The organism is Bradyrhizobium arachidis (assembly GCF_015291705.1).
In the GTDB taxonomy this organism is placed as follows: domain Bacteria; phylum Pseudomonadota; class Alphaproteobacteria; order Rhizobiales; family Xanthobacteraceae; genus Bradyrhizobium; species Bradyrhizobium arachidis.
Window position 1 is genome coordinate 2,412,974 of record NZ_CP030050.1, and the last position, 23,744, is coordinate 2,436,717.

The window sequence follows — 23,744 nt, forward strand, 5'->3', positions numbered from 1 at the left end:
GCCGGTGCGACGATCATGAGCCTCACGCCACCTCGCGCTCCGGCGCGGGCGCCTGCTCGCGGGCCATCGTCGTTGCGGTGACATAGTCGGTCTTGCCGGTGCCGAGCAGCGGTACCTTGTCGACCACCATGATCGTCGCGGGAACGGTCAGCTCGGAGGCGCCGATCGTCTTGGCCTGGGCCTGCATCGCGCTGCGCTCGGCGCTCTTCTCCGTGGTCAGCAGCACGATGCGTTCGCCCTTGCGCTGGTCGGGGATCGACACCGCGACCGAGGCGGCCTGCGGCCACAGCGTCGTCGCGATGGCCTCGACCGCCGACAGCGAGACCATTTCGCCCGCGATCTTGGCAAAGCGCTTCGCGCGGCCCTTGATGGTGATGAAGCCGGCGGAGTCGATGGCCACGATGTCGCCGGTGTCGTGCCAGCCCTCGGCGAGCTTTTCGAGCACGCCGGGATTTTCGGCCCGCAAGTATCCGAGCATCACGTTCGGTCCGCGCACCGAGAGACGTCCGCCTTCCTCGATGCCGGGGACCGGATCGAGGCGGCTTTCCATCAGCGGCGACAGGCGGCCGACGGTGCCGGGACGGTTGGCCATCGGCGTGTTCATTGCCAGCACCGGCGCCGTCTCGGTGACGCCATAGCCTTCGAGGATGCGGATGCCGTAGCGCTCCATGAACACCTGGCGCGTGCGGTCCTTGACCGCCTCGGCGCCGGCGATCACGAGGCGCAGCGTGCGGAAGTCGTAGGCATGCGCCGAGCGCGCATAGCCGGTGAGGAACGTATCGGTGCCGAACAGGATCGTGGCGCCGGTCTGGTAGATCAGCTCGGGCACGATGCGGTAGTGCAGCGGAGAAGGGTACATGTAGATCGGAATGCCCGCGAGCAGCGGCATCATCATTCCGCCAGTGAGCCCAAAGGAGTGGAACACCGGCAGCACGTTGAACACCTTGTCGTTGGCGTTGGCATCGACCCGCGCCAGCGCCTGCGCGGCGTTGGCGAGGATGTTGCGATGGGACAGCACCACGCCCTTGGGCGTGCCTTCCGAGCCCGACGTGAACAGCACCACGGCCGGATCGTTTGCCTGACGGGCGACGCGCGGCGCGGTGCCGGCGAGCAGGCCCTTGATCTTGTCGGCCGTGCCAATCGAGGCGCGGACGTCCTCGAGATAGACCACGCGCGCTTCCGCGGAGATCGCGGTCATCAGCTTGTCGAGCTTGCCCTTCTCGATGAAGGCTTTCGAGGTCAGCACGGTCTTGACCTGCGCGGCCTTCATGGCGGCGAGGACGTTGACCGGGCCGGCGGAGAAGTTGAGCATCGCCGGGACGCGGCCGATGCTCTGCAGCGCCATGAACACGACAGCAACGCCCGCCGAATTCGGCAGCAGCACGCCGACATTCTCGCCGGCCGACGTGCCGGCTTCGAGCTTGCTGCTCAGCACCTGCGCGCCGAGGATCAGCTTGCGATAGGTCAGCGTGGTGCCGAGCGCATCCTCGATGATGACCTTGCCGGTGTCGCGGTCGCGATAGGCGTGGCCGAGCGCTTCGAACAGGGTGTGATCGAGCATGGCATTCTTGACCATCGCATCGATCATCACGTCTTGGAGCGCGGCGCCCGCGGCATTGCGGCGTGCCTTGCCCTTCAGCTGTTCATCGATCGGGAGCTTGACCGGCGGCAGGATCGTGACCGTCACGCGCGGGAACCACGAACGCTTGATCTGGCTGCCGTTGAGGTAGCTGAGATGCGAGCGCTGCGCGCCCTCGATGCGGACCGGCACGACCACGGCGTCGGCCTTGTCGGCGATCATCGCGGTGCCGTCATAGACCTTCATCAGCGAGCCGGAGACGGTGATGCGTCCCTCCGGGAAGATCACCACCGGTTCGCCGGCGGCGACCAGCTTGATCAGGTCGCGTGCGGCGAGCGGCTTGGTCGGGTCCATGGTGTAGTGCTTGACCACGCGCAGGAAGGGCTTGGCCCACCAGGCCTTGGAGATGCCGGTATCGACCGCGAAGCTCGCGTCGATCGGCAGCACGGCGTGCAGCAGCGGGCCGTCGATCAGGCTGACATGGTTCGGCGCGATCAGCATCCGCGTGCCGGGAGGCGGCAGGTTCTCGAGCCCGCGAACCTCGGTGCGGAACAGTGCGCGGAACAAGAGCGAGCCGAAGTCGCGCACGCCTTCCTTGCCCCATTTATTGAGCACGAACCACACCGCGCCGAAGCTGGCGATGCCGAGGCCGAAAAAGATCCAGCCGACATGCAGCCCGCCCGCCTGGAGCAGCGCGACGAACAGCGAGCCGACCACCATGAAGGCGGCCTGCAGCACGTTGCCGGCAGCGATGATGCGGGCGCGCTCGTTCGGTGCCGACCAGGCCTGCACGGCGGCGAAGGAGGGAACGACGAACAGGCCGCCGCCGAAGGCGAAGGCGACGAAGTCGGCGAGCATACGCAGGCCGGCGAACGAGGTCGCGAAGCTGGCCGCGGTGATGTCCTGACCCTTGGCGGTCACGGCGATGGCCCAGGCGAGGTCGAGGCCGGCGCAGCCCATGATGATGGCGCCGATCGGCACCAGCGCGAGATTCGGGCGAACGTGGCTCAGGCTGGCCGCGAACAGCGAGCCGATGGCGATGCCGATCGCGAAGACCGCAAGGCACAGCGTCACCACGCCCTCGGTGCCACCGACGACCTCCTTGATCAGGGCCGGCAGCAGCGACAGCACGATGGCGCCCACCAGCCAGAACCAGGAGACGATCACGGTGCCGTCCCACAGCCGGTGGTCGGCGTGCAGCGTCCTCAGCAGGCTCAGCGTCGAGGTCCAGGGATTGGCGTTGACGGGCAAATCGGGCGCGGACGGCGTGGTCGCGGGAATGCGCGAGGCGAAGGCCCAGGACAACAGCGCCAGCACGACCACGGCCGATGCGACCCAGCCCATGTGCGCGGAGCCGGCGACGAACTGGCCGCCGGCGACGGTGCCGAGCAGGATGGCCATGAAGGTCGCGCCTTCGACCAGCGCGTTGCCGGTCGCGAGCTCGCCGAGCTCGAGCTGGTCCGGCAGCATCGAATATTTCACGGGGCCGAAGAGGGCGGCGATGATGCCGAACAGCGCCAGCGCTGCGAACAGCAGGGGCACCGAATGCAGGAAGAAGCCGGCGGCGGCAAAGGCCGCGGCGAAGATCTCGGCGAATTTGAGCCGCCTTGCGACGACGGATTTGACGTATTTGTCAGCGAGCTGGCCGCCGAGCCCGGACAGGATGAAATAGGGGAAGATGAAGACGGCGCCTGCCACCGTCACCAGGGCATCGCCGTGGCCGGTTGCGGCGCTGTAAAGCAGGATGATGACGAGTGCGTTCTTGAGCACGTTGTCATTGAGCGCCGAGAAGAACTGCGCCCAGAACAGCGGCGCAAAGCGGCGTGACGACATCAAATCCCTGATCATGACTAGTCCTGTTTTGGAAAGGCAGCCTGAGGTTGTTACGCTGTTAGTGAAAAGTCACGACCGGAAGGATATGGGGCGAACGATTGCGGGGTGACGACGGTCACCGCCTGCTCTGTCCCCCGGTCCTCCGATCCTGTTGGTCTCCAAGTGATCTCGTTAGGTTCGCAAATATCTGGTCACGGCCGCACTTCGGGCGGAAGGGCCGCACCTGTCGGGGATATCGCGCCGGTCGATGAGGAAAAGTGAACCGCATCGCCGAGGATCGCGGGATGGGCTGCGAATGTCGGGACATGGTGAGTCCTTTGTTGCAACCGGCCCTTGCATTCTAGCCGCTCCGAACCGTTGCCTCAGGTGAGATGGGCCAGATGGCGAAAGGGCGAGAAGCGGCGGATCATGCTGAACCGGCGGCCGTCGTGACGGGCACGGGTGCGACTGGCCCGCCACATGCGGAAGGTCGCGCGCCGTTCGGCCAGCACGCCGGCAATGTCGCAGGCATTGGCGATGCGATCAATCGGAGCCATGGCGAACCGCAGCAGGGCGCGACCGAGGCCGGTCGCCAGAGCGGCGGCGTCATCAACGAAAGTGGAGGCGATATCAACAGCGAGGGTTTGCATTTTGCGGGTCTCCGGGTTAATTTGAACAATGTTCACGTGAGTAGCTTGAAAATGAACAATGTTCAAGAAGAATCGCTGCGAGACCAGAAAAAAAATCGGCGGCGGCTCCAGATCCTGGAGATCGCCCGCAGCATTATCGCGACTAAGGGATTGAGATCATTGAAGGTTCGGGACGTCGCGGAAGCTGCCGGCTGCTCGGTCGGCAGCGTCTATAACGAGTTCGGCGATTTCGACGGGGTGATATTGACCGTCAATCGGGAGACGGTTCAGGCGCTGACGCTGCGACTGCAAGGGGTTCCGGCCGAGGATCCGGTTCGCCAGCTCTATGGGCTGGCGGAGACCTATCTCGACTTCTTCGCCGAGCACGCCAATCTGCTGCGTTCGCTGTTCGAGCACCGGATGGAGGACGACCGTCCTTATCCCGACGACATCCTCCAGATGGTGATGGATGCGTTTGCGCTGATGCATCCGCCCCTGGTGCGGGTGCTACCGGATGCGGACGACGTGAAGATCGCGCTGCTGTCGCGCACGCTGTTTTCGGCCGTGCATGGCATCATCTCGCTCGGCCTCGAGGAGCGCATGGTGGCCGTGCCATCGCAGATGCTGCGTCAGCAGGTCGAACAGTTCCTGGACGCGCATCTCGCCGGTCTTGGGATCCCCAGCCGGCGATGAGCCGCGTCAGGCGCGGACAACCTCGCGCGGCCGGGACGCAACGAGGACGACGTCCGCTTTCGCACTGTCGACCTGGACCCGGTTGCGTCCCTTTTCCTTGGCGCGATAGCAGGCGGCGTCCGCGCGCCGCATCGCGTCTTCGAGCGTGGTGTCGCGATCGGCAATGCAGGTGACGCCGACGCTCGCGGTCACAGTAAAGCAACGATCGTCCCAGGCGAAGCTGAACATCTCGAGCGACCGGCGCAACCGTTCGGCGATATCGACGGCGTTCGCGGGCGAGCACTGCGGCAGGATCAGGCCGAATTCGTCGCCGCCGAGCCGGGCCACCAGATCATGCCGCCGCCGATCCTGTTGCAGCAGCTGCGAAACCTGGCAAAGCAGGCGGTCGCCGGCGAGATGGCCGCAGCTGTCGTTGACGCTCTTGAACTGGTCGAGGTCGAGCAGGATCAATGCGAGCGAACCCGCCGCGGTGTTGTCCAGCTCGCTTTGCAGGCGCGCTTCGAAGGCGCGGCGGTTGGAAAGGCCGGTCAGCCAGTCGTGCGAAGCCTGAAAGGCGAGGCGCTCCTTCTCGGCATGCAAGGCGTCCTCGAATGCCTGTCGTTGCAGCACCAATCGCCGCGTGTGCCAGACCAGGAGCACGATCAGCATCACCGCAGTGACGATGTTGATGCAAGTCAGCGTCACCTTGATGGCGCGGGAGCCTTCGCCGAGCACGGTGGAGAAGCGATTGGCATGCACCGTGAATTGAGCGTTGAGGTCCGAGAGCCGCGACGACAGGAATTGCAGGCGGTCCTTGTCCTGAACCGGGCCGCTCTCCAGCTCGGACCGGATCACCTCGCCGAACACGCTCAGCTCCAGCAGCATGGGGTCGGTCGCGGCCCACTCGCGGATCGCCTCCTGGAGGAAGCTGACGCCATTGAAGTAGCGAAACAGCCAGATCAAGCCCGGAACATCGTCGGGATGGTTGCCGCCTTGCAGAAACCCGATGCGGGCGGCCTCGACGTCGATCGGATCGCGCTCGAGCGCCCAGCGTGCGAACTCGTCGCCGATCGGAACGGCGAGCGAGGCCTGGTATTGCGTGAACTGGCTGGCCTTGCCCGAATGCAGATAGAGATTGAGGAAATAGACGGCGTTCTTCTGCGAGCGCGACCACAACGCTTCGCCCGCGACATAGGCGCGGACCGACGACATCACTTCGAGACTGAATCCCGCGATCGCCGCCTGGAGCACGACGACCATGACGAAAGGCGAGACGAGCTTGATGACATGAAGGAAGCTGTGTCCCTTCGTCGAAGACGCTGTTCTGCGAAACACCCTGCGTTCCCCAAATCGATCAACGACCCCAGCGGAGCGTTGCGCCTGCAACGCCAAGTAGAGGAGATGGTTGCTTAACTCGACCTGAAAGCGATAGGGACTGCGTCGCAGAGTGAAGGCGCTGTGAAGTGGATGGGTGCAGATCGCTTCAAATGCCGGAAGATCGGAACTGGCGCAGCGTCGGCGAGCCGATGCCTCGCATTCGTCGCGTGCGATTTACCCGATCGAGAGAATTCTAGACCAGCACCGGCTTGCGCACGCGACCGGCGTCACCGAAGACGCGCAAGTACCGATCGATCTCGGAGGGCATTCCGGTCGCCTTCTCCGGATTGTCGGAGAGCTTGACGGCCGGATGGCCGTCGACCGACGACACCTTGCAGACCAGCGAGATCGGATCGAGGTTGAACGAGCCGTCCGGCGTGCAGCCGACGAAGTCGTTGGTGAGATTGGTGCCCCAGCCGAAGGAGAGCCGCACGCGGCCGGCGAAATGGTGATAGGTCTCCTCGATCGAGCCGACATCCATGGCGTCGGAGAAGACGAGCAGCTTGTCCTTGGGATTGCGTCCCTTCTTCTCCCACCATTTGATGATCTCTTCGCCGGCCTGGATCGGCGGCGCGCTGTCGGGACGGAAGCCGGTCCAGTCGGCGACCCATTCCGGCGCATCGCGCAGGAACGCCTTGGTGCCGAAGGCGTCGGGCAGCGCGATCAGCAGATTGCCGCCATAGGTCTGGCGCCACTGGTCGAGAATGCGATAGGGCGCCCAGCGCAATTCCTCGTCGTCCTTGGCGAGCGCTGCCGCGACCATCGGCAGCTCGTGCGCGTTGGTGCCGATGGCTTCGAGATCGTTATCCATCGCGAGCAGCACGTTGGAGGTGCCGATAAAGGACGAGCCCAGGCCTTCCTTCACTGCCTCGACACACCAGCGCTGCCACAGGAAGCCGTGGCGGCGGCGGGTGCCGAAGTCCGACAACCGCAAATTCTCCAGCTTGCGCAGCCGCTCCACCTTGGTCCACAGCTTGGCCTTGGCGCGGGCATACAGCACGTCGAGCTCGAAACGGCCGCGGCCCTTCATCGCCGAACGGGAGCGCAATTCGTTGAGGATGGCGAGCGCCGGGATCTCCCACATCGTGGTGTGGGTCCAGGGTCCGTGGAAATGCAGCTCGTATTGACCCTCGACCTTGCGCAGCTCGTATTCGGGAAGGCGGAATTCGGCGAGCCAGCGGATGAAGTCCGCCGAGAACATGTGGGTCTTGCCGTAGAATGTGTTACCGGCGAGCCAGATCAGCTCCTTCTTGGTGAAGCGGATGGTGCGGGCATGGTCGAGCTGGGCGCGCAGCTCACCCTCATCGATGGTCTCGGCGAGCCGCACATGGCGCGACCGGTTGATGACCGAGAAGGTCACCTGCTGATCCGGGTAATCTTCCCGAATCATCTGCAACATCAATAGCTTATAGAAGTCGGTATCCAGCAGGCTGCGGATGATGGGATCCAGCCGCCAGCTGTGATTGTAGGTTCGGCTCGCAATGTCGGTCACTGTCATGGCCGAATTCTAGCGTGGTCGCCCGCGCCCAACCAGTGGGTTTGGCGAGGGGCTGGGCGTCGCCGTGACCAGTCCCGAGCATGGCCGTGCGCGATCCGGGCCCGCTCGAACGCAGTCGATGCGGTCAGCCGCCGGCTGCCGTCGTTGCGACAATCTCGAGCTGAGTCCTGACCCATCGGTGGGCCGGGTCTTTCTGGTAGCGCTGGTGCCAGACCATGAACATCGGCAACTCGGCGAGCGTTCGCGTGCGCGAGGCCAGCGGAATCCGCGTTTGCGCGAAACCGTGCATCACGCCGGAAGCGAGCAGGCTCGGCATGCTCGCCAGCATCTGCGATCCGCGCAGGAAGGATGGCACGCCGGAGAAGCTCGGCACGGAGATCGCGATGTCGCGGTGGAATCCGCTTGCGGCCAGCCGGCGGTCGAAGTCGAGCCGCTCATTGTCGGTGTAGACCACGGTGATGTGGCGCGCCGCCAGATAGGCGCTGCGGCCGGACGGAGCAGTGCGCGCCCTGGGATCGAAATAGCAGACATAGTGATCGCTCAGCAGGCGTTTCTGCACGATGTCGATGCCCGACGGCGGCAGCGGCGTGATCAGAAGATCGCAGCGGTTTTCGCGCAGCATCGCGGGCGAGGGCGATTGCGAGGGGATCACGCGCAGGTTCAGGCCCTTTACCTGTCCCGCAACATGATCGAAGAACCGCGGCAGCAGCAGGTCGCGCTGGAAATCGTTGGCGGCGATCGTCAGCGAGAGCTGCGCCGTGGCCGGGGTGAAGCTGACGCCGCCGGCAAAGCTGCGCATCTCGTCGATCAGGGCGCGCGCCTTGGCGGCCAGTGCCTGCGCGTGCGCGGTGGCGACGATGCCGCGGCCGGACTTGGCGAACAGCGGATCGCCCGCGATCCGCCGCAGCTTGTTCAGGCCGTGGCTGACGGCCGACTGCGTCAGGCCGAGCCGCGTCGCCGCCGCCGTGACCGAACCTTCCTCCAGCACGGAGAGGAACAGCTCGAGGGCGTGGCCGTCGAGCGCCAAATGATCGATTTCTTTCATGCAATGTATTATAATCCATCTATTTATCTTGAGAATAGGTCGCCCCATGATCTCCCGATAAGCCGCGTGCCCGGACCCGGGCGCCACAGGGAGAGACAACGCCGATGAATGCCCAGGCTCCGATTCCAGCCTTGCAGGATCCCCGCCTCAACCGCCCCGAACCGTTCACGCCCCGCGATGGCGGCTTTTTTCAGCGCGACCGCTCGATCCACCCGCCGGCACATGCGCCCGGCTACAAATCCTCGGTGCTGCGCTCGCCGCGCCAGGCGCTGCTGTCACTGGAGAACTCGGTCTCGGAGATCACGGGACCGGTGTTCGGCCACAACGATCTCGGCCCGCTCGACAACGACCTGATCCGCAACTACGCCAAGGATGGCGATCCCGTCGGCGAGCGCATCATCGTCCACGGCCGCGTGCTCGACGAGACCGGCCGCGGCGTGCCGAACACGCTGGTCGAGTTCTGGCAGGCCAATGCCGGTGGCCGCTACCGGCACAAGAAGGACACGTATCTGGCGCCGATCGATCCCAATTTCGGCGGCTGCGGCCGCGCCCTGACCGACCACACCGGCTATTACTATTTCCGCACCGTGAAGCCGGGCCCCTATCCCTGGCGCAACTTCGTCAACAGCTGGCGTCCCGCCCACATCCATTTCTCGGTGTTCGGCTCCGGCTTTGCGCAGCGGCTGATCACGCAGATGTATTTCGAGGGCGATCCCTTGATCCCGGTCTGCCCGATCCTGACGACGATCCCGGACAAGGACGCGCTGGATCGCCTCGTGGCGCCGCTCGACCTCAATGCCTCGACGCCGTTCGACTCGCTCGCGTACCGCTTCGACATCGTGCTGCGCGGCCAGCGTTCCACCTATTTTGAAAATCGCCCCGAAGGAAACTGAGCCCATGCCGCAGCCGCTCAACTACCTCAAGGAAACCGCTTCGCAGACCGCCGGGCCCTACGTCCATATCGGCCTGATCCCGGCCATGGCCGGCTTCGACGTCTTCGAGAAGAACTTCTCCAACGTGCTGGTGACGCCGAACACGTTGGGCGAGCGCATCACGCTGGAAGGCAAGGTGCTCGACGGCAGCGGCACGGTGCTGCGCGACGTGCTGCTGGAGATCTGGCAGGCCAATGCCAGCGGCCGCTACAACCATCCGGCCGACCGCTCGGCCGGCGCGCTGGACGAGGCGTTTCGCGGCTGGGGCCGGGCCGGCTCCGACTTCGAGAGCGGCCTCGTCACCTTCGAGACCATCAAGCCCGGCGCCATCATCGACAAGGCGGGGCGCAAATGCGCGCCGCACGTCAATGTCTGGATCGTCGCGCGCGGCATCAATATCGGCCTCAACACGCGCATCTATTTCTCGGACGAAGAGGCCGCCAATGCCGTCGATCCCGTGCTCAATCTGGTCGAGCCGCCGCTGCGCCGCAAGACATTGATTGCGACGCGCAGCGAGCGCGCCGGCAAGGTCGTGTATTCCTTCACGATCAATTTGCAGGGGCCGGAGGAGACGGTGTTCTTCGACGTGTGAATATCCGGCGGTCGTCTGGCGGGGTCACTCCACCCGGTCGTCGCGTTTGATCGTTCCGCGCGTGAGGAATTGCGGCGGCTGGCGCAGCTCGCGCGGCCGGTCGGCCGGATCGCGCCCCACTTTCGGTTTCAGCTCCGCCAAATCAATGAAGACGTCCGCCTGTCGGCGCAGCTCGTCGGCGACCATGGGCGGCTGGGTGGAGAGAGTGGAGACGACCGTCACGCGGACGCCGCGGCGTTGCAGGGCTTCCACCAGCGACCGAAAGTCTCCATCGCCGGAGAACAATACGATCTGATCGACGTGTTCGGCGAGCTCCATCGCACTGACGGCGAGGTCGATATCCATGCTGCCCTTCACCTTGCGGCGGCCGGTGTTGGCGTCGACGAACTCCTTGGTGAGCTTGGTGACGACGGTATATCCGTTATAATCGAGCCAGTCGATCAACGGGCGGATTGACGAATACTCCTGATCCTCGATGACGGTCGTGTAGTAGAAGGCCCGCAACAGCGTACCGCGGCTCTGGAATTCGCCGAGCAGACGCCTGTAGTCGATGTCGAAGCCGAGCGCCTTGGAGGTGGCATAGAGATTGGGGCCATCGATAAAGAGCGCGATCTTCCCAATTGAAGACATTAGGCACAAATCCCCAGTTCCGCACGAAAGCCGGACGGTCCAGCCGAATGGCGGTGCGTCGGCCGGAAAACACTGAATGCGCCGATAGCTTGCCGAAAAAGGCGGCGCAGGCAACCGGACAGGGGTAGGCCGCCTTGCGCCAAGGTTAGGGAGGATCCATGCCACCAGCGCCAGGGCGCCGAATGCCGCCACGCTAGGGCCGGCGCAGACCCGGCTCAATTGTACGGAGGTAAACAGCCGCTATCCAAAGGATGGGACGCCATATACGAAGGTAAGTGCCTGCGCCGGCAACAGACGCAATCGCGGTGCGCGGCGGATGCCGTCGCGCCTGCCGATGAAGGGGATATCCCGGCATTGCGGCTTCGGGTCGGACCATGCGCCGCTCTTCTTGCGCGTGCTGGCCATCGCGGCTCAGGGATATCGCCGTCGCTTCGGTTCCTGAGTGAGACCAAAGTCTACGCAGAAGGTCCCTACCGGTCGGGAACAGAGGTGTTTCTCAACATTTGTTTCGGTACGTCTTCCCGCGGAGGGTCTGTCATGAGCAGACTGCAAGAGCGCGAAACCGCCCCTGACGTCTACAATCTGTTTCTCGCGGCTGTCCTCTTTCTATCGCCGTGGCTGTTCAAGCTGACGAACAGCCAGGGCAAGATCGACCTCTGGGTGACGAGCGCGATCATCGTCATCCTCTCGCTGGCGGCCATCATCGCCTATCGCGACTGGGAGGAGTGGATCAACGTCCTGATGGGCGTCTGGCTCATCGCCTCGCCCTGGCTGCTTGGATTCCCGCACACGCGAGCGATGCATCTCAGCATCGGCTTCGGCGTCGCCATCATGCTCCTGGCATTGCTCGATCTCTTCCTGCATTACCAGAAGAGGCATCCGGAGATGGAAACAGAGCAGGAGAGGGCGGCGCACCAATAGCTCTTCCGAGGCCTCCTCAGCCCTCGCCGCCATGGAGCTGCGCGCGAAAGGCGCGCGGCGACAGTCCCGTGGCCGCGGCATAGACCCGGCTGAAATAGGCGGGGTCCTCGAAGCCGAGCGCATAGGCGATCGTCGAGACCGGCAGATTGGTGTAGACGAGGTTGCGCCGCGCCTCGCGGATCAGGCGGTTGAGGATCAGGTGCGAGGCGGTATCGCCGGTCGCCGCCCGCGTGATCCTGTTGAGATGGGTCGGCGTGATCGACAGCGCGCGGGCGTAGTCCGCGACGCTCCAGCGCTCCAGATGATGCTGCTCCAGCAGCGCCTCGAAGCGGCGGAACAGTCCACTTTCCGCCGTGCCCGCACCGCCGCTCTCGCCGGTGAGCGCACGAGCCACCAGCCCGATCATGGCCGACGACAGAGCGCGCAGCACATGGGCGCGGCCGAAATCGCGCGCGGCGTGCTCGGCAAAAATCTGCTTCATGGTCGTGCGGATCTGCGGCGTGCCGCGCACCACGGCCGATCGTGACAGCGCCCCGCGCAGGCCTTCGGCGGCGAGCAGCGCCTCGTCCAGGATTTCTGCGGCGATGGTCAGCACCCAGCCTTGCGTATCGGGCTCGAAGCGGAAGCCGTGGACATGGCCGACCGGCACGTTGACGATCTGCATCGGCCGGAGCGGCACCACCCGCCCGTCGAGCGTCGCCTCGCCGCCGCCGCGTTCGATCAGTAGCACCTGGTGCAGCCGGGCGTGGCGGTGCACCGCCAGCGTCCAATCGTGCAGCACCGAGCGGGACGCGATCGTCTCGCAATGCACGACGTCGGGCAGATCGCCGGACTCGCCGAACAGATTATAGACCCGGATCGCCGGGGCAGGGGCTGCGTGTCTCATGTTCGAATAGTACAAGACAAAGACGAAACCCTCCATCGGTTTGCGGGATTGAATCTGCAAAAAAGTGCCGACGGGAGGACGCAAAAATGAAAGTTCAGGTCTGCATCATCGGCGGTGGGCCGTCCGGGCTGCTGTTGTCCCAGCTCCTTCATCTGAAGGGCATCGACACGATCGTGCTGGAGAAATACAGCCGCGACCACGTGCTGGCCCGGATTCGCGCCGGCGTGCTCGAGCATGGTTTTGCAAAGCTGATGCGAGAGGCTCAATGCGGCGAGCGGATGGACCGCGAGGGCGAGATTCACGGTGGATTCGAGATCGCCCATGACGGCAGGCTGTCCCATATCGACCTGCACAAGCATTCCGGCGGCAATTCGGTGCTGGTCTACGGCCAGACCGAGCTCACGCGCGATCTCTACGAAGCGCGCGATCGGCTCGGCGGCAAGGTCGTGCACAATGCGGAAGACGTGACGCCGCATGATCTGACCTCGGACCGGCCCTACGTGACGTACCGCGCGAACGGCGAGACCCTCCGCGTCGATTGCGACTACATCGTCGGCGCCGACGGCTTTCACGGCGTCAGCCGCAAATCGATCCCTAAGGACGTGCTGCGCGAATACGAGAAGGTCTATCCGTTCGGTTGGCTTGGTGTGTTGTCGCGCACGAAGCCGGTGTCGCCCGAGCTGATCTATGTCAAGCACGAGCGCGGCTTTGCGCTCTGCTCGCTGCGCTCGCAGGTGCTCAGCCGTTACTACGTCCAGGTGCCGCTCACCGACAAGGTCGAGGACTGGAGCGACGATGCGTTCTGGGCCGAGCTGAAGCGCCGTCTGCCGGACGAGGTCGCAGGCCGGCTGATCACGGGGCCCTCGATCGAGAAGAGCATCGCCCCGCTGCGCAGCTTCGTCGCCGAGCCGATGAGCTATGGCCGCCTGTTCCTTGCCGGAGATGCCGCTCATATCGTGCCGCCCACCGGCGCGCGCGGGCTGAACAGCGCCGCCTCCGACATCTATTACCTCTATCATGCGATGCTCGCGCACTATCAGCGCGGCGATGATTCCGGCCTTGAGGGTTATTCCGCCAAGGCGCTGGCGCGGATCTGGAAGGCGCAGCGCTTCTCCTGGTGGATGACGATGATGCTGCATCGTTTCCCCGACCGGCTCGAATATGAGGACCGGCTGCAGCAGACCGAACTGGACTACCTGCTCTCGTCCGAGACCGCGCAGCGCCTGCTTGCGGAGAATTACGTGGGGCTGCCGTTTTAGCTAGTGGCAGCTGCCCGCTCACAAATCCGTCGCGCGCGTGAAGAAAAATTGATGCGTCAGACCGGCATCAAATGACTCAGCAAATCCGCCCATTGTCGCCCCAGTCGCAAATGTGACCGGGCCAGCCCCGGACCGACGGACCGAACCATATTGGAATGCCGTCCCAGAAAATCCAACGGCCATCCGGTTCAAGCGGAAGCTTGTAGGACCGGCCGGCGGTGGCGGAATGGTTTATATCAAAGGGCGCGCGTATTATGACGCGTCGCTTCTCGCGAGCCACAGCGGACGTTGTGAGCATGGCGATCGCGATCAATCCAATCGACAAGAGCTTGATTGGGGACATCGAACTTGCCTTTTTGCCCTCGATGGGGCTGCAACCTTAGCCCGTTTCTTCGACCTTGGGCAGGCGAACCTATCCGAGCTAACATGGCGCATTTGCGCCAGTTGAAAGACGCACCGGGCCGCGGCGGCAACTACTTCCCTTCCAGCGCGTTGACCGGTGTCCAATCCGGCGGCGGTGGATTGGCCGCGAGAGCTTGGGCGCGCTTTGCGAACAGCGCTGACGTTGGATCGGTATTCGCCGTCTTCGCAAACGCGTCAGCCGCCTTCGCGAACTCCCGGGCGCGCCAGCAGGCCAGGCCTTCCGCATACGCTGCTGCCACCTTCGCCTGCTTCGCACTCTGCGCGCCCCTGTTGGCCAGCGGTTCGAACACCTTGATCGCCTCGCCGCGTCCCATCACCCTGATCGCATCGAGCTCGCGCCAGGCGAAGGTATCGCCGGTTTGCGCCACGGTCGCCTCCGAGGCCATGATCGCGGTGCCGTAATATTTGTTCGCGCCTTCGAGCCGCGAGGCGACGTTCACGGTGTCGCTCATCACGGTATAGTTGAAGCGGCGGCGCGAGCCGATATTGCCGACCACGGCTTCGCCGCTGTTGAGACCGATGCGGTGCGACAGGCCGTGACCGACGAAGGCGGCATTGCTGGCGTTCAGCCCCGCGAGCTTCTCGTGACACTTCAGAGCGGCGTGGACGGCATTGCGCGCATGGGCGGGATCGTCGGCGGGCGCGCCGAACATGGCGACGATGGAATCGCCGATATATTTGTCGACATAGCCGCCATGGCTCTCGATGATATCGGTCATGGCGGAGAGATATTCGTTCATCAGCTTCACCAGCTCGCCCGGCGTCATCGTCTCCGCGATCGAGGAGAAGCCGCTGAGGTCGGAGAAGAACATGGTGACGTTGCGCATCTCGCCGCCGAGCTCCGGCATCTTGCCGGAAGCGACCATGGTCTCGATGATTTCGGGGGCGAGATAAAGCGCAAAGCTCTTGCGCAGGAAACGCTCGTCGCGATCGGCCAGCACGAAGCGGTAACCGATCATCATCGCCAGTGCAGCAAGACTCGCGAGCGCGGGCTCGGTCAGCGGCAGCGCCATCGCATGCACGAATGCGCCGACAGCCGCGGCGGTGTAAATGGCGGTGAGGGCTAGCCACACGATCAGCGCGCCGCCCGGTGCAAGCAGGCAGGCGGCGCAGGCGATGATCGCCGCGAACACGATTGTCAGAACGGTCCGCATGGGAAAACCGAGCTCGGTCACGGCATCGCGCTCGATCAGGTTCCGCACCACGGTCGCGTGCACGAAGACGCCGGCGACGTCACTGCGCGCATTCTGCGCGGTGCTTGCGGGTGCGGGCAGGGCGCACCGCACGCCCGGCGCGCCGTCATAGCCGCTCGCAAGGCGCATCGAGGTCAGCTTGCGGTCCTCGAAATTCAGCGCGGTGCCGAGCAGCACGACCTTGCCGCCAAAGGCGCGGCGGAAGAAGTCACGGTCGCCTTTTTCGACGCAGGCCCGCAGATCGGCGAACGAATAGGCCGGTACGTCGCGGCCGAGCCCACGAAAGTTGAGCGTCAATGTATTCGGTACCGCGCTCGGGATCGTGTAGCCGGACAATTCGGTTGCACCTGACGGTGCAAGCTCGACCTTCGCTCCGACCGCACGTGCGGCGAGCTCGACCGCCATCGCCGGGACCGGCTTGCCATCGATGGAGAAGCTGAGCGGCATCCGCCGGATGACATCGTCCGCGTCGGTGTGGACGTTGAGCGCGCGGATGTTGTTTCGCACCGCCACCCGCTGCGCGGTGTACGGCGTGTCCGGGTGGTCGTTGCTCAGGATTTCGCCGAGCACCAGCTTGCCGCCATCGGAGATCTGTCGCAGCGCGATCAGGTAGTCTCGATCAAAACCCCTCATGCGGCTTCCGAGCGGCGCGTCGCCGAAGGGGATCTCGGACTGCTCGATCGAGCTCGGAAAGATCACGTCAAAGCCGATCACTTTGGCGCCGCCGTCGGTGATGCTGCCGAGCACCCGGCCGATTTCGCGCGTCCAGGTCTGTGTCGGCGATCCCTTGAAGGGTGGGGTGTCGTAGGTCTCACCGTCGATCGCCACGACGACCACAGGCGATGTCGCGGGATCGCGGCGGTCGCCGACGATCTTGCCGCGCAGCGCCGTGAGGATATCAAGCGAGAGACCTTGCAGCGACCGAAGCGGCGGGGACGTAAAGACCGCGCCCGCAAGGAGCGCGATCAGGATCGCCGCAACGATGTCCCGTCTGCCGATCCGCCGCATCGCCCCGTCGCTTGGTCGCCTATTCGAGCCGCAGCAGGCGACCGACGATCGGCGTCGGCGATGACGTGGCGCTGGCGTCGACCTGGAAGGCGTAGCGCTTGGCGCCGAGAATGGCGAGATAGCTGCCGCCGGGGGTGAGCGTCTTTCCGGCCTTGGCAAAGTCGTAGAACTTGCCGCCGACCATGATCTCGGTCTTGAGCGGCACGCTGATCGTGGGCTCCTTGCCGTCGGTGCGCTCGATCACCAGCGTGCTGCCGCTCTTGGCCTGCACCAGCGGCGCTGTGCCGTAGAGCGTCGGCAGCTTCGATGGCGCGCCCTTGGCGTCCGAGCGCATGGTGCGGAAGGTGGTCGCGGCGCTCTGGTTCGCCTCGCGCTCCGACAGTTTCGCCGCGTTGGTATCGCAGGGCACTTTTTCCCGCTTGACCTCGCCGAGCTGCACGGTGCTCTGCTCGGCGCCGACCAGGACGACGCCTTCGCTGATGGTTTCGCGCTGGCAGGATTTGAGATAGCTGAGGGTGATGCTCGCTTTGGGCCCGAGCTTGATGATCTTGCCCGGCGCCACATAGTCCATGAACGCGACGCCGTCGACCTTGCCCTGGACGTCTTCGACGATCGCGGCCGGCGTCTCCGCCAAAGCGGGGGCCGCAAGGCAGAACGCGCCGACAGCGGCGCCGATCAGGCTTTTCATGGGAATGCTCATCCAGTTCGACCGATGCTCTACCGGTCCCCGTCCTGGTCCGATGCTTAGCAGCGGCGCGCCCAGGCATGTGTGACCAGAATCACTCTTAGTATTGGTGCCACTTTAGCAGGAACAGGTTCAACCCGGCGACCGGAGAAAACGGAGCCGCGGCAAGCCGTTGGCCGAATGGATAATATCAGGCCGCCGGGATGGGCGGACGGCTCTGCGCCGCACTCTCTATATTAGGAACGAGCGTCGCCTCGGTCTTCTGATATGGCGTCGCCTGCTGCCCGACGGCGATCTCAACGACCTCGTCCCAGCGCGACAGGAAGGCCTCGACGCAGGCCGGGTCGAACTGACGGCCCTGATGCTCGACCAGGTAGTTGCGCGCGGCCTCCAGCGGCATCGGCTCTTTATATGGGCGCCGCGTCGTCAGGGCGTCGAAGACGTCGGCGACCGCGACCACGCGCGCGGCGACCGGGATCTCGTCGGCCTTGAGGCCGCTCGGATAGCCGGCGCCGTCCCAGCGCTCGTGATGGCCTGCGGCAATTTGCGCGCCGAGCTGGATCAGCTCGCAACTGGAGTCCGCCAGGATCCTCTCGCCGATGGTCGCATGGGTCCGGATCACCGCCATCTCCTCGTCGGTCAGCTTGCCGGGCTTGAGCAGGATGTTGTCGGGGATGGCGACCTTGCCGACGTCGTGCAGGGGCGCGGCGAGGTAGATGTCGCGGCAGAGCCGGGCCGGCAGGCCGAGCTGCTCGGCGATGATGCGGCTGTAGCGGGCGACCCGCAGCGTATGCTCGCCGGTGTCGTTGTCGCGGTATTCGACCGCGAGCGCGAGCCGCAGGATGATCTCCTCCTCGCGCTCGCCGAGCTTCCGCGTCGCGGCCGCGACTTCGCTCGCCAGATGCGCGGCTCGGTCGTTGAGCTTGCGTACGGCTGCACCAAGCTGAATCAAATTCCGCAGGCGCACCGTCATCTCTACGCTCTGCGGTGCCTTGGGCAGGAAATCGGTTGCACCGGCCTGCAGCGCTTCCATCTTGACGTCATCGGTCTGTCGCGAGGTGATCATCGCGATCGGGATGTCGGCGCAGCCCGGCAGGGTCCGCAAAGTGCGGATGAAGCTGATGCCGTCCATATGCGGCATCTCGTAGTCGACCAGCACGAGATCGAACACGCGCTCTCGCGCGCAGGCCAGCGCCTCCACGGGATCGAGGAAGGTGGTGGCCTCGACCAGACCTTCGGCTTCGATGTGGCGTTTCAGGAAGTTGAGGACGGAGCGGCTGTCATCAACCAGGAGCGCTTGGGTCAGCATCGGCGGCCGGGCTCGTTCGGATGGCGAGGCATGACCTCGACATAGCCTTTGCGATTTAACGCGGAGCAAACGTTTCGCCGGCATCACGCAGCCTGAAGACTGCGCGGAGCGCATGAGATTCGGGCAGGCCATGCATGCTTGCATGCACAGGCGAAGTTCTAGGGATTGTGACCCGTAGTTGTACGGGGATGTCCATTAGGGGTTTGCACACTCTCCACACCGAATAGTCGTCGCGCGAGATTCGCGCCATGCGTGCAGTGAGTCTCGGGGAAATTTGGGGGACGAATGTCGTCTGATGTCACCGAGCCGAAGTGGTCCCTACGGCTGCCGGCGGATTGCAGCATCGCTGCGATCCGCAATGTCTATGACCTGATCCGCGAGGCGTTCGGCCGGCAGGACCGGCTCGAGATCGATTGTTCGAGCGTCGACAAGGCCGACGTGACCTCGATCCAGCTTCTGCTGTCGACCGCCAAGACGGGCGAGGCCCAGGGCCGCCCGGTGGTGCTCACATCATTCTCCCAGTCTCTGCGCAACACCCTTCGCCGTGCCGGCTTCACCAGCGAGGCGATGATCGATCAGCATTTCCCGCAAAAGAAAGATGGCACCTGATGGCCACGATTCTCACGGTCGACGATTCGCCCAGCATCCGGCAGATGATCAAGGTCGTGCTCGAGCCGGCCGGTCACAACGTGATCGAGGCCGGCGACGGCGCGCAAGGGCTCGCCAAGGCCCAGGCCGGCAAGCTCGATCTCGTCATCACCGACTTGAATATGCCCGTCATGAACGGGCTGGAGCTGATCCGGGCACTGCGCAAGCTGCCGAGCGCGGTCGGCATGCCCATCGTGTTCCTCACCACCGAATCCAACGACGCGGTGAAGCAGGAAGCCAAGAGCGCCGGCGCCACCGGGTGGATCACCAAGCCGTTCAAGCCCGAGCAGCTGCTCGCCGTCGTCGGCAAGCTGGTGCGCGCATGAACGTGATGGACCCGACCGAGGTCTTTCGCCAGGAAGCCAGCGAGCTGTTCGAGGTCCTGGAAGGAGCCCTGCTCGACCTCGGCCAGCGTCCCGACGACCGCGAGCTGGTCGATTCCGCCTTCCGCGCCCTGCACACGATCAAGGGCTCGGGCGCGATGTTCGGTTTCGACAAGGTCGCCTCCTTCACCCATGAATTCGAGACCGCCTTCGACCGCGTCCGCAAGGGCGAGATCAAGCCAAGCCAGGAGCTGATCTCGGTCGCGCTCGCCGCCAAGGACTATATCCGCGCGCTGATCGAGGATCCGCAGTCGACCGACGACATCATCGGCGACGCCATCCTCGACGATCTCAAGCGCTTCGTGTCGTCGGATCAGCCCGCAGCTCCCATCGCCGCGGCCGTGGAAGCGCCGCCGCTGGCTCCGACCGAGAGCAAGCAGGCCGGCTGGCACCTCTATCTCGAATTCGAATCCCACATCCTGCGCAACGGCTCGAATCCGCTCGACCTGCTGGAAGACCTCTGCAAGCTCGGTCCCTGCTTCGTCGTGCCCATCACCGACGGCATCCCGTTCCTCGACGAGATGGAGCCGGAGGACTGCTATCTGAAGTGGGACGTCAAGCTGCACGCCGCCTGCGACAAGGACGCGATCGACGACGTCTTCATGTTCGTCCAGGACGAGATGAAGCTGACGCTCTCGCCGCTGGAGCATGTCGAAGCGCCGGCCCCGGCGCCGCTGTTCCAGCTCCTCGACGAGGAGCCGGTCGCCGAGATGCCCGCGCCGGTGGCCGAGGCCGTTGCCGCGCCCGTCGCGGAGCCGCCCGCCGCAAAGGCGGAGCCCAAACCCGAAATCAAGCCCGAAATCAAGCCCGAAGCGAAGCCTGAACCGAAGGTCGAGGCCAAGCGCGAAGAGCGCGGCATCGCCACCGTCCGCGTCCAGGCCGAGCGCCTCGACGAACTGATGGACCGCGTCGGCGAGCTCGTCATCGCCCAGGCGCGGCTGAGCCAGCTTGCCGCCTCCGGCTCCGACCTCTCGATCAAGATGATCGCCGAGGAAATCGAGCGCCTCGCCTCCTCCTTGCGCGACACCACGATGGGCGCCCGCATGGTGCCGATCGGCTCGCTGTTCGGCCGTTTCCGCCGCCTCGTGCATGACCTCTCGCGCGATCTGTCGAAGCCGGTCGAATTCGTCACCTCGGGCGAGGACACCGAGCTCGACAAGACCATGATCGAGTGCCTGGCCGATCCGCTGGTGCATCTGATCCGCAACGCGATCGACCACGGCATCGAGGACACCGCAACGCGCGCCGCCAACGGCAAGACCGAGCAGGGCCGGATTGAGCTCGCCGCCGTCCATTCCGGCGCGCAGGTGCTCGTCACCGTCAAGGACAATGGCGGCGGCCTCAACACCGCGCGCATCCGCGCCAAGGCGGAAGAGCAGGGCCTGATCGCGGCCGGCGCCGTGCTGACCGATCACGAAATCCACCAGTTCCTGTTCCATCCCGGCTTCTCGACCGCGCAGACCATCTCGGCGCTGTCGGGCCGCGGCGTCGGCATGGACGTGGTCAAGCGCACCATCGAGAACATGCGCGGCACGATCGACCTGTCGACCAAGCCGGGCCAGGGCACGATCGTGACGCTGCGCCTGCCGCTGACGCTGGCAATCATCGAAGGTCTCCTGATCCGCGTCGGCGAAGGCCGCTACATCATCCCGCTGTCGGCGGTGGAGGAATGCGTCGAGCTGACCGCCGAGGACGAGCGCTCGCGCGGCCGCAACTTCCTCAACGTACGCGGTAATCTCGTTCCGTTCCTGCGCCTGCGCGAGCTGCTGACCGCGTCGGGATCGCCCGACCGGCACCAGAAGACCATCATCATCTCGACCGGCGAGACCCGCGTCGGCCTCGTCGCCGACCAGATCATCGGCAACCACCAGACCGTGATCAAGTCGCTCTCCAAGCTGCACTCCGACGTCACGATCTTCTCCGGCGCGACGATTTTGGGTGACGGCACGGCAGCGCTGATCCTCGACGTCGCCCAGCTCGTCACGCTGGCGCAGTCGAAGGTCGAGAAGCAGCACATCAGCGAGGCGGCGTGATGAACGAGGGGCAAGCCGGCGAGCACCAGGCGGGCGCGATGCAGGTCGTGATGATCGGCCTCGGCGAGGAGAAGTTCGCACTCGACGCAGGCCTCGTGCGCGAGATCATCGATCCCGTGCCCGTGACCAAGGTCGCGGGAGCGCGCGCGTTCGTTCCCAGCGTGATCAACGTGCGCGGCAACGTCATTCCGCTCGCCGATCTGCGCATCCGTTTCGGCATGCCGCAGCTCGCCGATTCAGGCGACACCCGCATCGTCGTCATCGAGCTGCAGCTCGACGGCGAGCCGGTCCTGGTCGGCGTCACTGCCGACAAGGTCTACGAGGTCACGGAGATTTCGCAGACCGATGTGCAGCAGACGCCGCGCGTCGGCATGCATTGGAAACCGGAGTTCATTCGCTTCATCGCCAAATGGCGCGAAGAGTTCGTCATCGTTCCCAACATGGAACGCATTCTGAATTGAGAGCAGGTCTCGGGGGCGAGACTGACGAGGGGCTGAAGATGAGATTTACGGTCAAGGCAAAGCTGGCCAGTGCGTTCGGCCTGGTCATCGTCCTGTCCATGGTCGCCGGCGGCGTGGCGTACATGAAGCTCGGCGACATGATGGCGACGGCCGACAGCATGGTCCTCCGCGCCAAGCGGATGGAGAAGGCGACCCAGATCGAGAAGGACGTCCTCCTCCAGCTCCGCGCGGAAAAGAACGCCATCATCGGCAATGAGAGCGAGGTCGAGCAGGCCGCCGCCGATGCCGCCAAGCGGCGTGAGGCTGCGTTCAAGACCAAGGACGAGGTCTACGCGCTCGCCAGTGAAGCCGGCAGGAAATTGCTCGACGGCTTCGCGGTGTCCTACGCCAAGATGAATGCCTATCAGGAAGAGACGATCCGGATCGCGAAGACCGACAAGGCCAAGGCGACGGACCGCTCGACCAACGAGGGGCGCAAGCTCGTGAACGAGGCGCTCGAGTCCATGGGTGCCTATGTCGAGAACACCAAGAAACAGATGGCTGACCAGGCCATCCAGTCGAAGGAAGAGGGGCATCAGGCGCAGTTCATGCTGTTGTCGCTTCTTGGTGTCTCGCTGATGGTCGCGATCGCGGCAGCCTTGTGGATTTCGATCTCGATCAGCCGCTCGCTCGGCCGCGCCGTCAGCCTTGCCGGAGCGGTGGCCGATGGCGATCTGAACCAGACCATTCCCTCCGCGAGCAACGACGAGATCGGCGATCTCGTCAGGTCGCTGAACGTGATGGTCGCGAAGCTCCGGCAGATCGTTGCCGAAGCTCTCACCGCCGCGCAAAATGTCTCGGCCGGCAGCCAGGAGCTCTCCGCCAGCGCCGAGCAGCTCTCGCAGGGCGCGACCGAGCAGGCCTCGTCCGCCGAGGAAGCCTCGTCCTCGATGGAGGAGATGGCCTCGAACGTGAAGCAGAACGCCGATAACGCCAACCAGACCGAGAAGATCGCGGCGCAGTCGGCCAAGGATGCGGAAGCCAGCGGCGTTGCCGTCGGCCGCGCCGTCAACGCGATGCAGACCATCGCCGAGAAGATCACGATCGTGCAGGAGATCGCACGTCAGACCGACCTGCTCGCGCTCAACGCCGCGGTCGAGGCCGCGCGCGCCGGCGAGCACGGCAAGGGCTTTGCGGTGGTGGCCTCCGAAGTGCGCAAGCTCGCCGAACGGAGCCAAGCGGCGGCAGCCGACATCGGCACGCTGTCGACCGAGACCGTGAAGGTCGCGCAGGAAGCCGGCGACATGCTGGCCAAGCTCGTGCCCGACATCATGAAGACCGCCGAACTGGTCCAGGAGATCACCGCGGCCTGCCGCGAGCAGGACGTCGGTTCGGCCCAGATCAACCAGGCGATCCAGCAGCTCGACAAGGTCGGCCAGCAGAACGCCAGCGCCTCCGAGCAGGTGTCCTCGACCTCGGAAGAGCTCGCCTCGCAGGCCGAGCAGCTCCAGTCGACCATCTCGTTCTTCCGCATCGAGCAGGGCGGACGCAGTGAGAGTGCCGCCCCCGCGCCGATCGACCGCGCGGTCGGCCAGCTCCGCGCCAAGGCCGCGCACATGGCGGCGGCGGATCGCGGGGCGAAGAAACCCGCGCCCGCCCGCAAGCCCGCGCGCGCGACGAAGGTCGCCGGCGGTGGCGGCTTCGCGTTCGACATGCATGACGGCGAAGACGACCGCGACGCCGAGTTTCAACGCTGATCAAAGCCGGTCCGGCCCCGAGCCGGACCGCGC

The 23,744-nt window shown here is 64.9% G+C and carries 19 protein-coding genes; 10 read left to right on the plus strand and 9 right to left on the minus strand.

Going from position 1 to position 23,744, the window contains the following annotated elements; genetic code table 11:
* Positions 1-22: 22 nt before the first annotated feature.
* Positions 23-3,427, minus strand: coding sequence for an acyl-[ACP]--phospholipid O-acyltransferase (locus WN72_RS11115; protein WP_027562207.1), 3,405 nt, complete (start codon positions 3,425-3,427; stop codon positions 23-25).
* Positions 3,428-4,092: 665 nt separating this feature from the next.
* Here WN72_RS11115 and WN72_RS11120 point away from each other — a divergent pair.
* On the plus strand, positions 4,093-4,713 hold the full coding sequence (locus WN72_RS11120; RefSeq protein ID WP_194483043.1) for a TetR/AcrR family transcriptional regulator: 621 nt from the start codon (positions 4,093-4,095) through the stop codon (positions 4,711-4,713).
* Positions 4,714-4,719: 6 nt separating this feature from the next.
* Here WN72_RS11120 and WN72_RS11125 read toward each other — a convergent pair whose 3' ends face one another.
* From WN72_RS11125 to WN72_RS11135, 3 genes are all read right to left on the minus strand, one after another.
* Entirely contained in the window at positions 4,720-6,027 is a 1,308-nt protein-coding gene (locus tag WN72_RS11125; RefSeq protein ID WP_092217534.1) for a GGDEF domain-containing protein, read from the minus strand.
* A 235-nt stretch (positions 6,028-6,262) separates the two neighbouring features.
* A complete protein-coding gene (gene pncB / locus WN72_RS11130; protein WP_092217535.1) occupies positions 6,263-7,567 on the minus strand; it encodes a nicotinate phosphoribosyltransferase in 1,305 nt (434 codons plus the stop codon).
* 124 nt (positions 7,568-7,691) lie between these two features.
* Entirely contained in the window at positions 7,692-8,612 is a 921-nt protein-coding gene (locus WN72_RS11135; protein ID WP_167380970.1) for a LysR family transcriptional regulator, read from the minus strand.
* Between the two features lie 104 nt (positions 8,613-8,716).
* Here WN72_RS11135 and pcaH point away from each other — a divergent pair, with 104 nt between their 5' ends.
* Together pcaH and pcaG are read left to right on the plus strand one after the other, a co-directional pair.
* The gene (gene pcaH, locus WN72_RS11140) at positions 8,717-9,505 is read left to right on the plus strand and encodes a protocatechuate 3,4-dioxygenase subunit beta (RefSeq protein WP_027562201.1); all 789 of its coding nucleotides are present in this window, start codon (positions 8,717-8,719) and stop codon (positions 9,503-9,505) included.
* A gap of 4 nt (positions 9,506-9,509) precedes the next feature.
* Positions 9,510-10,136, plus strand: a complete 627-nt coding sequence (gene pcaG / locus WN72_RS11145) for a protocatechuate 3,4-dioxygenase subunit alpha (RefSeq protein WP_092217537.1) — start codon at positions 9,510-9,512, stop codon at positions 10,134-10,136.
* Positions 10,137-10,160: 24 nt separating this feature from the next.
* On the opposite strand, the gene WN72_RS11150 is transcribed toward pcaG, so the two are convergent.
* Positions 10,161-10,766 carry a LabA-like NYN domain-containing protein gene (locus WN72_RS11150; RefSeq protein ID WP_027562199.1) on the minus strand — a complete coding sequence of 202 codons (606 nt, stop codon included), beginning with the start codon at positions 10,764-10,766 and terminating at the stop codon, positions 10,161-10,163.
* Between the two features lie 537 nt (positions 10,767-11,303).
* On the opposite strand from WN72_RS11150, the gene WN72_RS11155 reads away from it, so the two are divergent.
* Positions 11,304-11,687, plus strand: a complete 384-nt coding sequence (locus WN72_RS11155) for an SPW repeat protein (RefSeq protein WP_027562198.1) — start codon at positions 11,304-11,306, stop codon at positions 11,685-11,687.
* Positions 11,688-11,703: 16 nt separating this feature from the next.
* On the opposite strand, the gene WN72_RS11160 is transcribed toward WN72_RS11155, so the two are convergent.
* A complete protein-coding gene (locus WN72_RS11160; protein ID WP_092217538.1) occupies positions 11,704-12,609 on the minus strand; it encodes a helix-turn-helix domain-containing protein in 906 nt (301 codons plus the stop codon).
* Between the two features lie 50 nt (positions 12,610-12,659).
* Here WN72_RS11160 and pobA point away from each other — a divergent pair, with 50 nt between their 5' ends.
* Positions 12,660-13,832, plus strand: a complete 1,173-nt coding sequence (pobA, locus tag WN72_RS11165; protein WP_092217539.1) for a 4-hydroxybenzoate 3-monooxygenase — start codon at positions 12,660-12,662, stop codon at positions 13,830-13,832.
* Between the two features lie 473 nt (positions 13,833-14,305).
* Here the strand turns inward: pobA and WN72_RS11170 are convergent, their stop codons facing one another.
* From WN72_RS11170 to WN72_RS11180, 3 genes are all read right to left on the minus strand, one after another.
* The gene (locus tag WN72_RS11170) at positions 14,306-16,456 is read right to left on the minus strand and encodes an adenylate/guanylate cyclase domain-containing protein (protein ID WP_092217540.1); all 2,151 of its coding nucleotides are present in this window, start codon (positions 16,454-16,456) and stop codon (positions 14,306-14,308) included.
* A 19-nt stretch (positions 16,457-16,475) separates the two neighbouring features.
* Positions 16,476-17,144: a hypothetical protein gene (locus WN72_RS11175; protein ID WP_027562194.1), complete on the minus strand. Its 669-nt coding sequence runs from the start codon at positions 17,142-17,144 to the stop codon at positions 16,476-16,478.
* A gap of 187 nt (positions 17,145-17,331) precedes the next feature.
* Positions 17,332-18,450: an HD domain-containing phosphohydrolase gene (locus WN72_RS11180; protein WP_092217542.1), complete on the minus strand. Its 1,119-nt coding sequence runs from the start codon at positions 18,448-18,450 to the stop codon at positions 17,332-17,334.
* Positions 18,451-18,735: 285 nt separating this feature from the next.
* On the opposite strand from WN72_RS11180, the gene WN72_RS11185 reads away from it, so the two are divergent.
* Genes WN72_RS11185 through WN72_RS11205 form a run of 5 tightly spaced genes read left to right on the plus strand, consistent with a single transcriptional unit; the run spans position 18,736 to position 23,711 of the window.
* Positions 18,736-19,059, plus strand: coding sequence for an STAS domain-containing protein (locus tag WN72_RS11185; RefSeq protein ID WP_027562192.1), 324 nt, complete (start codon positions 18,736-18,738; stop codon positions 19,057-19,059).
* Positions 19,059-19,424: a response regulator gene (locus tag WN72_RS11190; protein ID WP_027562191.1), complete on the plus strand. Its 366-nt coding sequence runs from the start codon at positions 19,059-19,061 to the stop codon at positions 19,422-19,424. Before WN72_RS11185 ends, WN72_RS11190 begins: the two co-directional genes overlap by 1 nt.
* A complete protein-coding gene (locus WN72_RS11195; RefSeq protein ID WP_092217543.1) occupies positions 19,421-21,514 on the plus strand; it encodes a chemotaxis protein CheA in 2,094 nt (697 codons plus the stop codon). The genes WN72_RS11190 and WN72_RS11195 overlap by 4 nt, the downstream gene beginning before the upstream one ends.
* Positions 21,514-21,975: a chemotaxis protein CheW gene (locus WN72_RS11200; protein WP_027562189.1), complete on the plus strand. Its 462-nt coding sequence runs from the start codon at positions 21,514-21,516 to the stop codon at positions 21,973-21,975. The genes WN72_RS11195 and WN72_RS11200 overlap by 1 nt, the downstream gene beginning before the upstream one ends.
* Before the next feature lie 38 nt (positions 21,976-22,013).
* Complete coding sequence (locus WN72_RS11205; RefSeq protein ID WP_194483017.1) at positions 22,014-23,711, plus strand: methyl-accepting chemotaxis protein; 1,698 nt, start codon at positions 22,014-22,016, stop codon at positions 23,709-23,711.
* Positions 23,712-23,744 lie beyond the last annotated feature (33 nt).

What these genes read in the sequence shown, in the direction of transcription:
- pcaG (WP_092217537.1), top strand. Translation starts at nt 9,510, where the DNA reads ATGCCGCAGCCGCTCAACTACCTCAAGGAAACCGCTTCGCAGACCGCC.
- pcaH (WP_027562201.1), top strand. Translation starts at nt 8,717, where the DNA reads ATGAATGCCCAGGCTCCGATTCCAGCCTTGCAGGATCCCCGCCTCAAC.
- WN72_RS11195 (WP_092217543.1), top strand. Translation starts at nt 19,421, where the DNA reads ATGAACGTGATGGACCCGACCGAGGTCTTTCGCCAGGAAGCCAGCGAG.
- WN72_RS11175 (WP_027562194.1), bottom strand. Translation starts at nt 17,144, where the DNA reads ATGAAAAGCCTGATCGGCGCCGCTGTCGGCGCGTTCTGCCTTGCGGCC.
- WN72_RS11200 (WP_027562189.1), top strand. Translation starts at nt 21,514, where the DNA reads ATGAACGAGGGGCAAGCCGGCGAGCACCAGGCGGGCGCGATGCAGGTC.
- WN72_RS11120 (WP_194483043.1), top strand. Translation starts at nt 4,093, where the DNA reads ATGAACAATGTTCAAGAAGAATCGCTGCGAGACCAGAAAAAAAATCGG.
- WN72_RS11170 (WP_092217540.1), bottom strand. Translation starts at nt 16,456, where the DNA reads ATGCGGCGGATCGGCAGACGGGACATCGTTGCGGCGATCCTGATCGCG.
- WN72_RS11155 (WP_027562198.1), top strand. Translation starts at nt 11,304, where the DNA reads ATGAGCAGACTGCAAGAGCGCGAAACCGCCCCTGACGTCTACAATCTG.
- pobA (WP_092217539.1), top strand. Translation starts at nt 12,660, where the DNA reads ATGAAAGTTCAGGTCTGCATCATCGGCGGTGGGCCGTCCGGGCTGCTG.
- WN72_RS11135 (WP_167380970.1), bottom strand. Translation starts at nt 8,612, where the DNA reads ATGAAAGAAATCGATCATTTGGCGCTCGACGGCCACGCCCTCGAGCTG.
- WN72_RS11115 (WP_027562207.1), bottom strand. Translation starts at nt 3,427, where the DNA reads ATGATCAGGGATTTGATGTCGTCACGCCGCTTTGCGCCGCTGTTCTGG.
- WN72_RS11150 (WP_027562199.1), bottom strand. Translation starts at nt 10,766, where the DNA reads ATGTCTTCAATTGGGAAGATCGCGCTCTTTATCGATGGCCCCAATCTC.
- WN72_RS11180 (WP_092217542.1), bottom strand. Translation starts at nt 18,450, where the DNA reads ATGCTGACCCAAGCGCTCCTGGTTGATGACAGCCGCTCCGTCCTCAAC.
- WN72_RS11185 (WP_027562192.1), top strand. Translation starts at nt 18,736, where the DNA reads ATGTCGTCTGATGTCACCGAGCCGAAGTGGTCCCTACGGCTGCCGGCG.
- pncB (WP_092217535.1), bottom strand. Translation starts at nt 7,567, where the DNA reads ATGACAGTGACCGACATTGCGAGCCGAACCTACAATCACAGCTGGCGG.
- WN72_RS11205 (WP_194483017.1), top strand. Translation starts at nt 22,014, where the DNA reads ATGAGATTTACGGTCAAGGCAAAGCTGGCCAGTGCGTTCGGCCTGGTC.
- WN72_RS11190 (WP_027562191.1), top strand. Translation starts at nt 19,059, where the DNA reads ATGGCCACGATTCTCACGGTCGACGATTCGCCCAGCATCCGGCAGATG.
- WN72_RS11160 (WP_092217538.1), bottom strand. Translation starts at nt 12,609, where the DNA reads ATGGAGGGTTTCGTCTTTGTCTTGTACTATTCGAACATGAGACACGCA.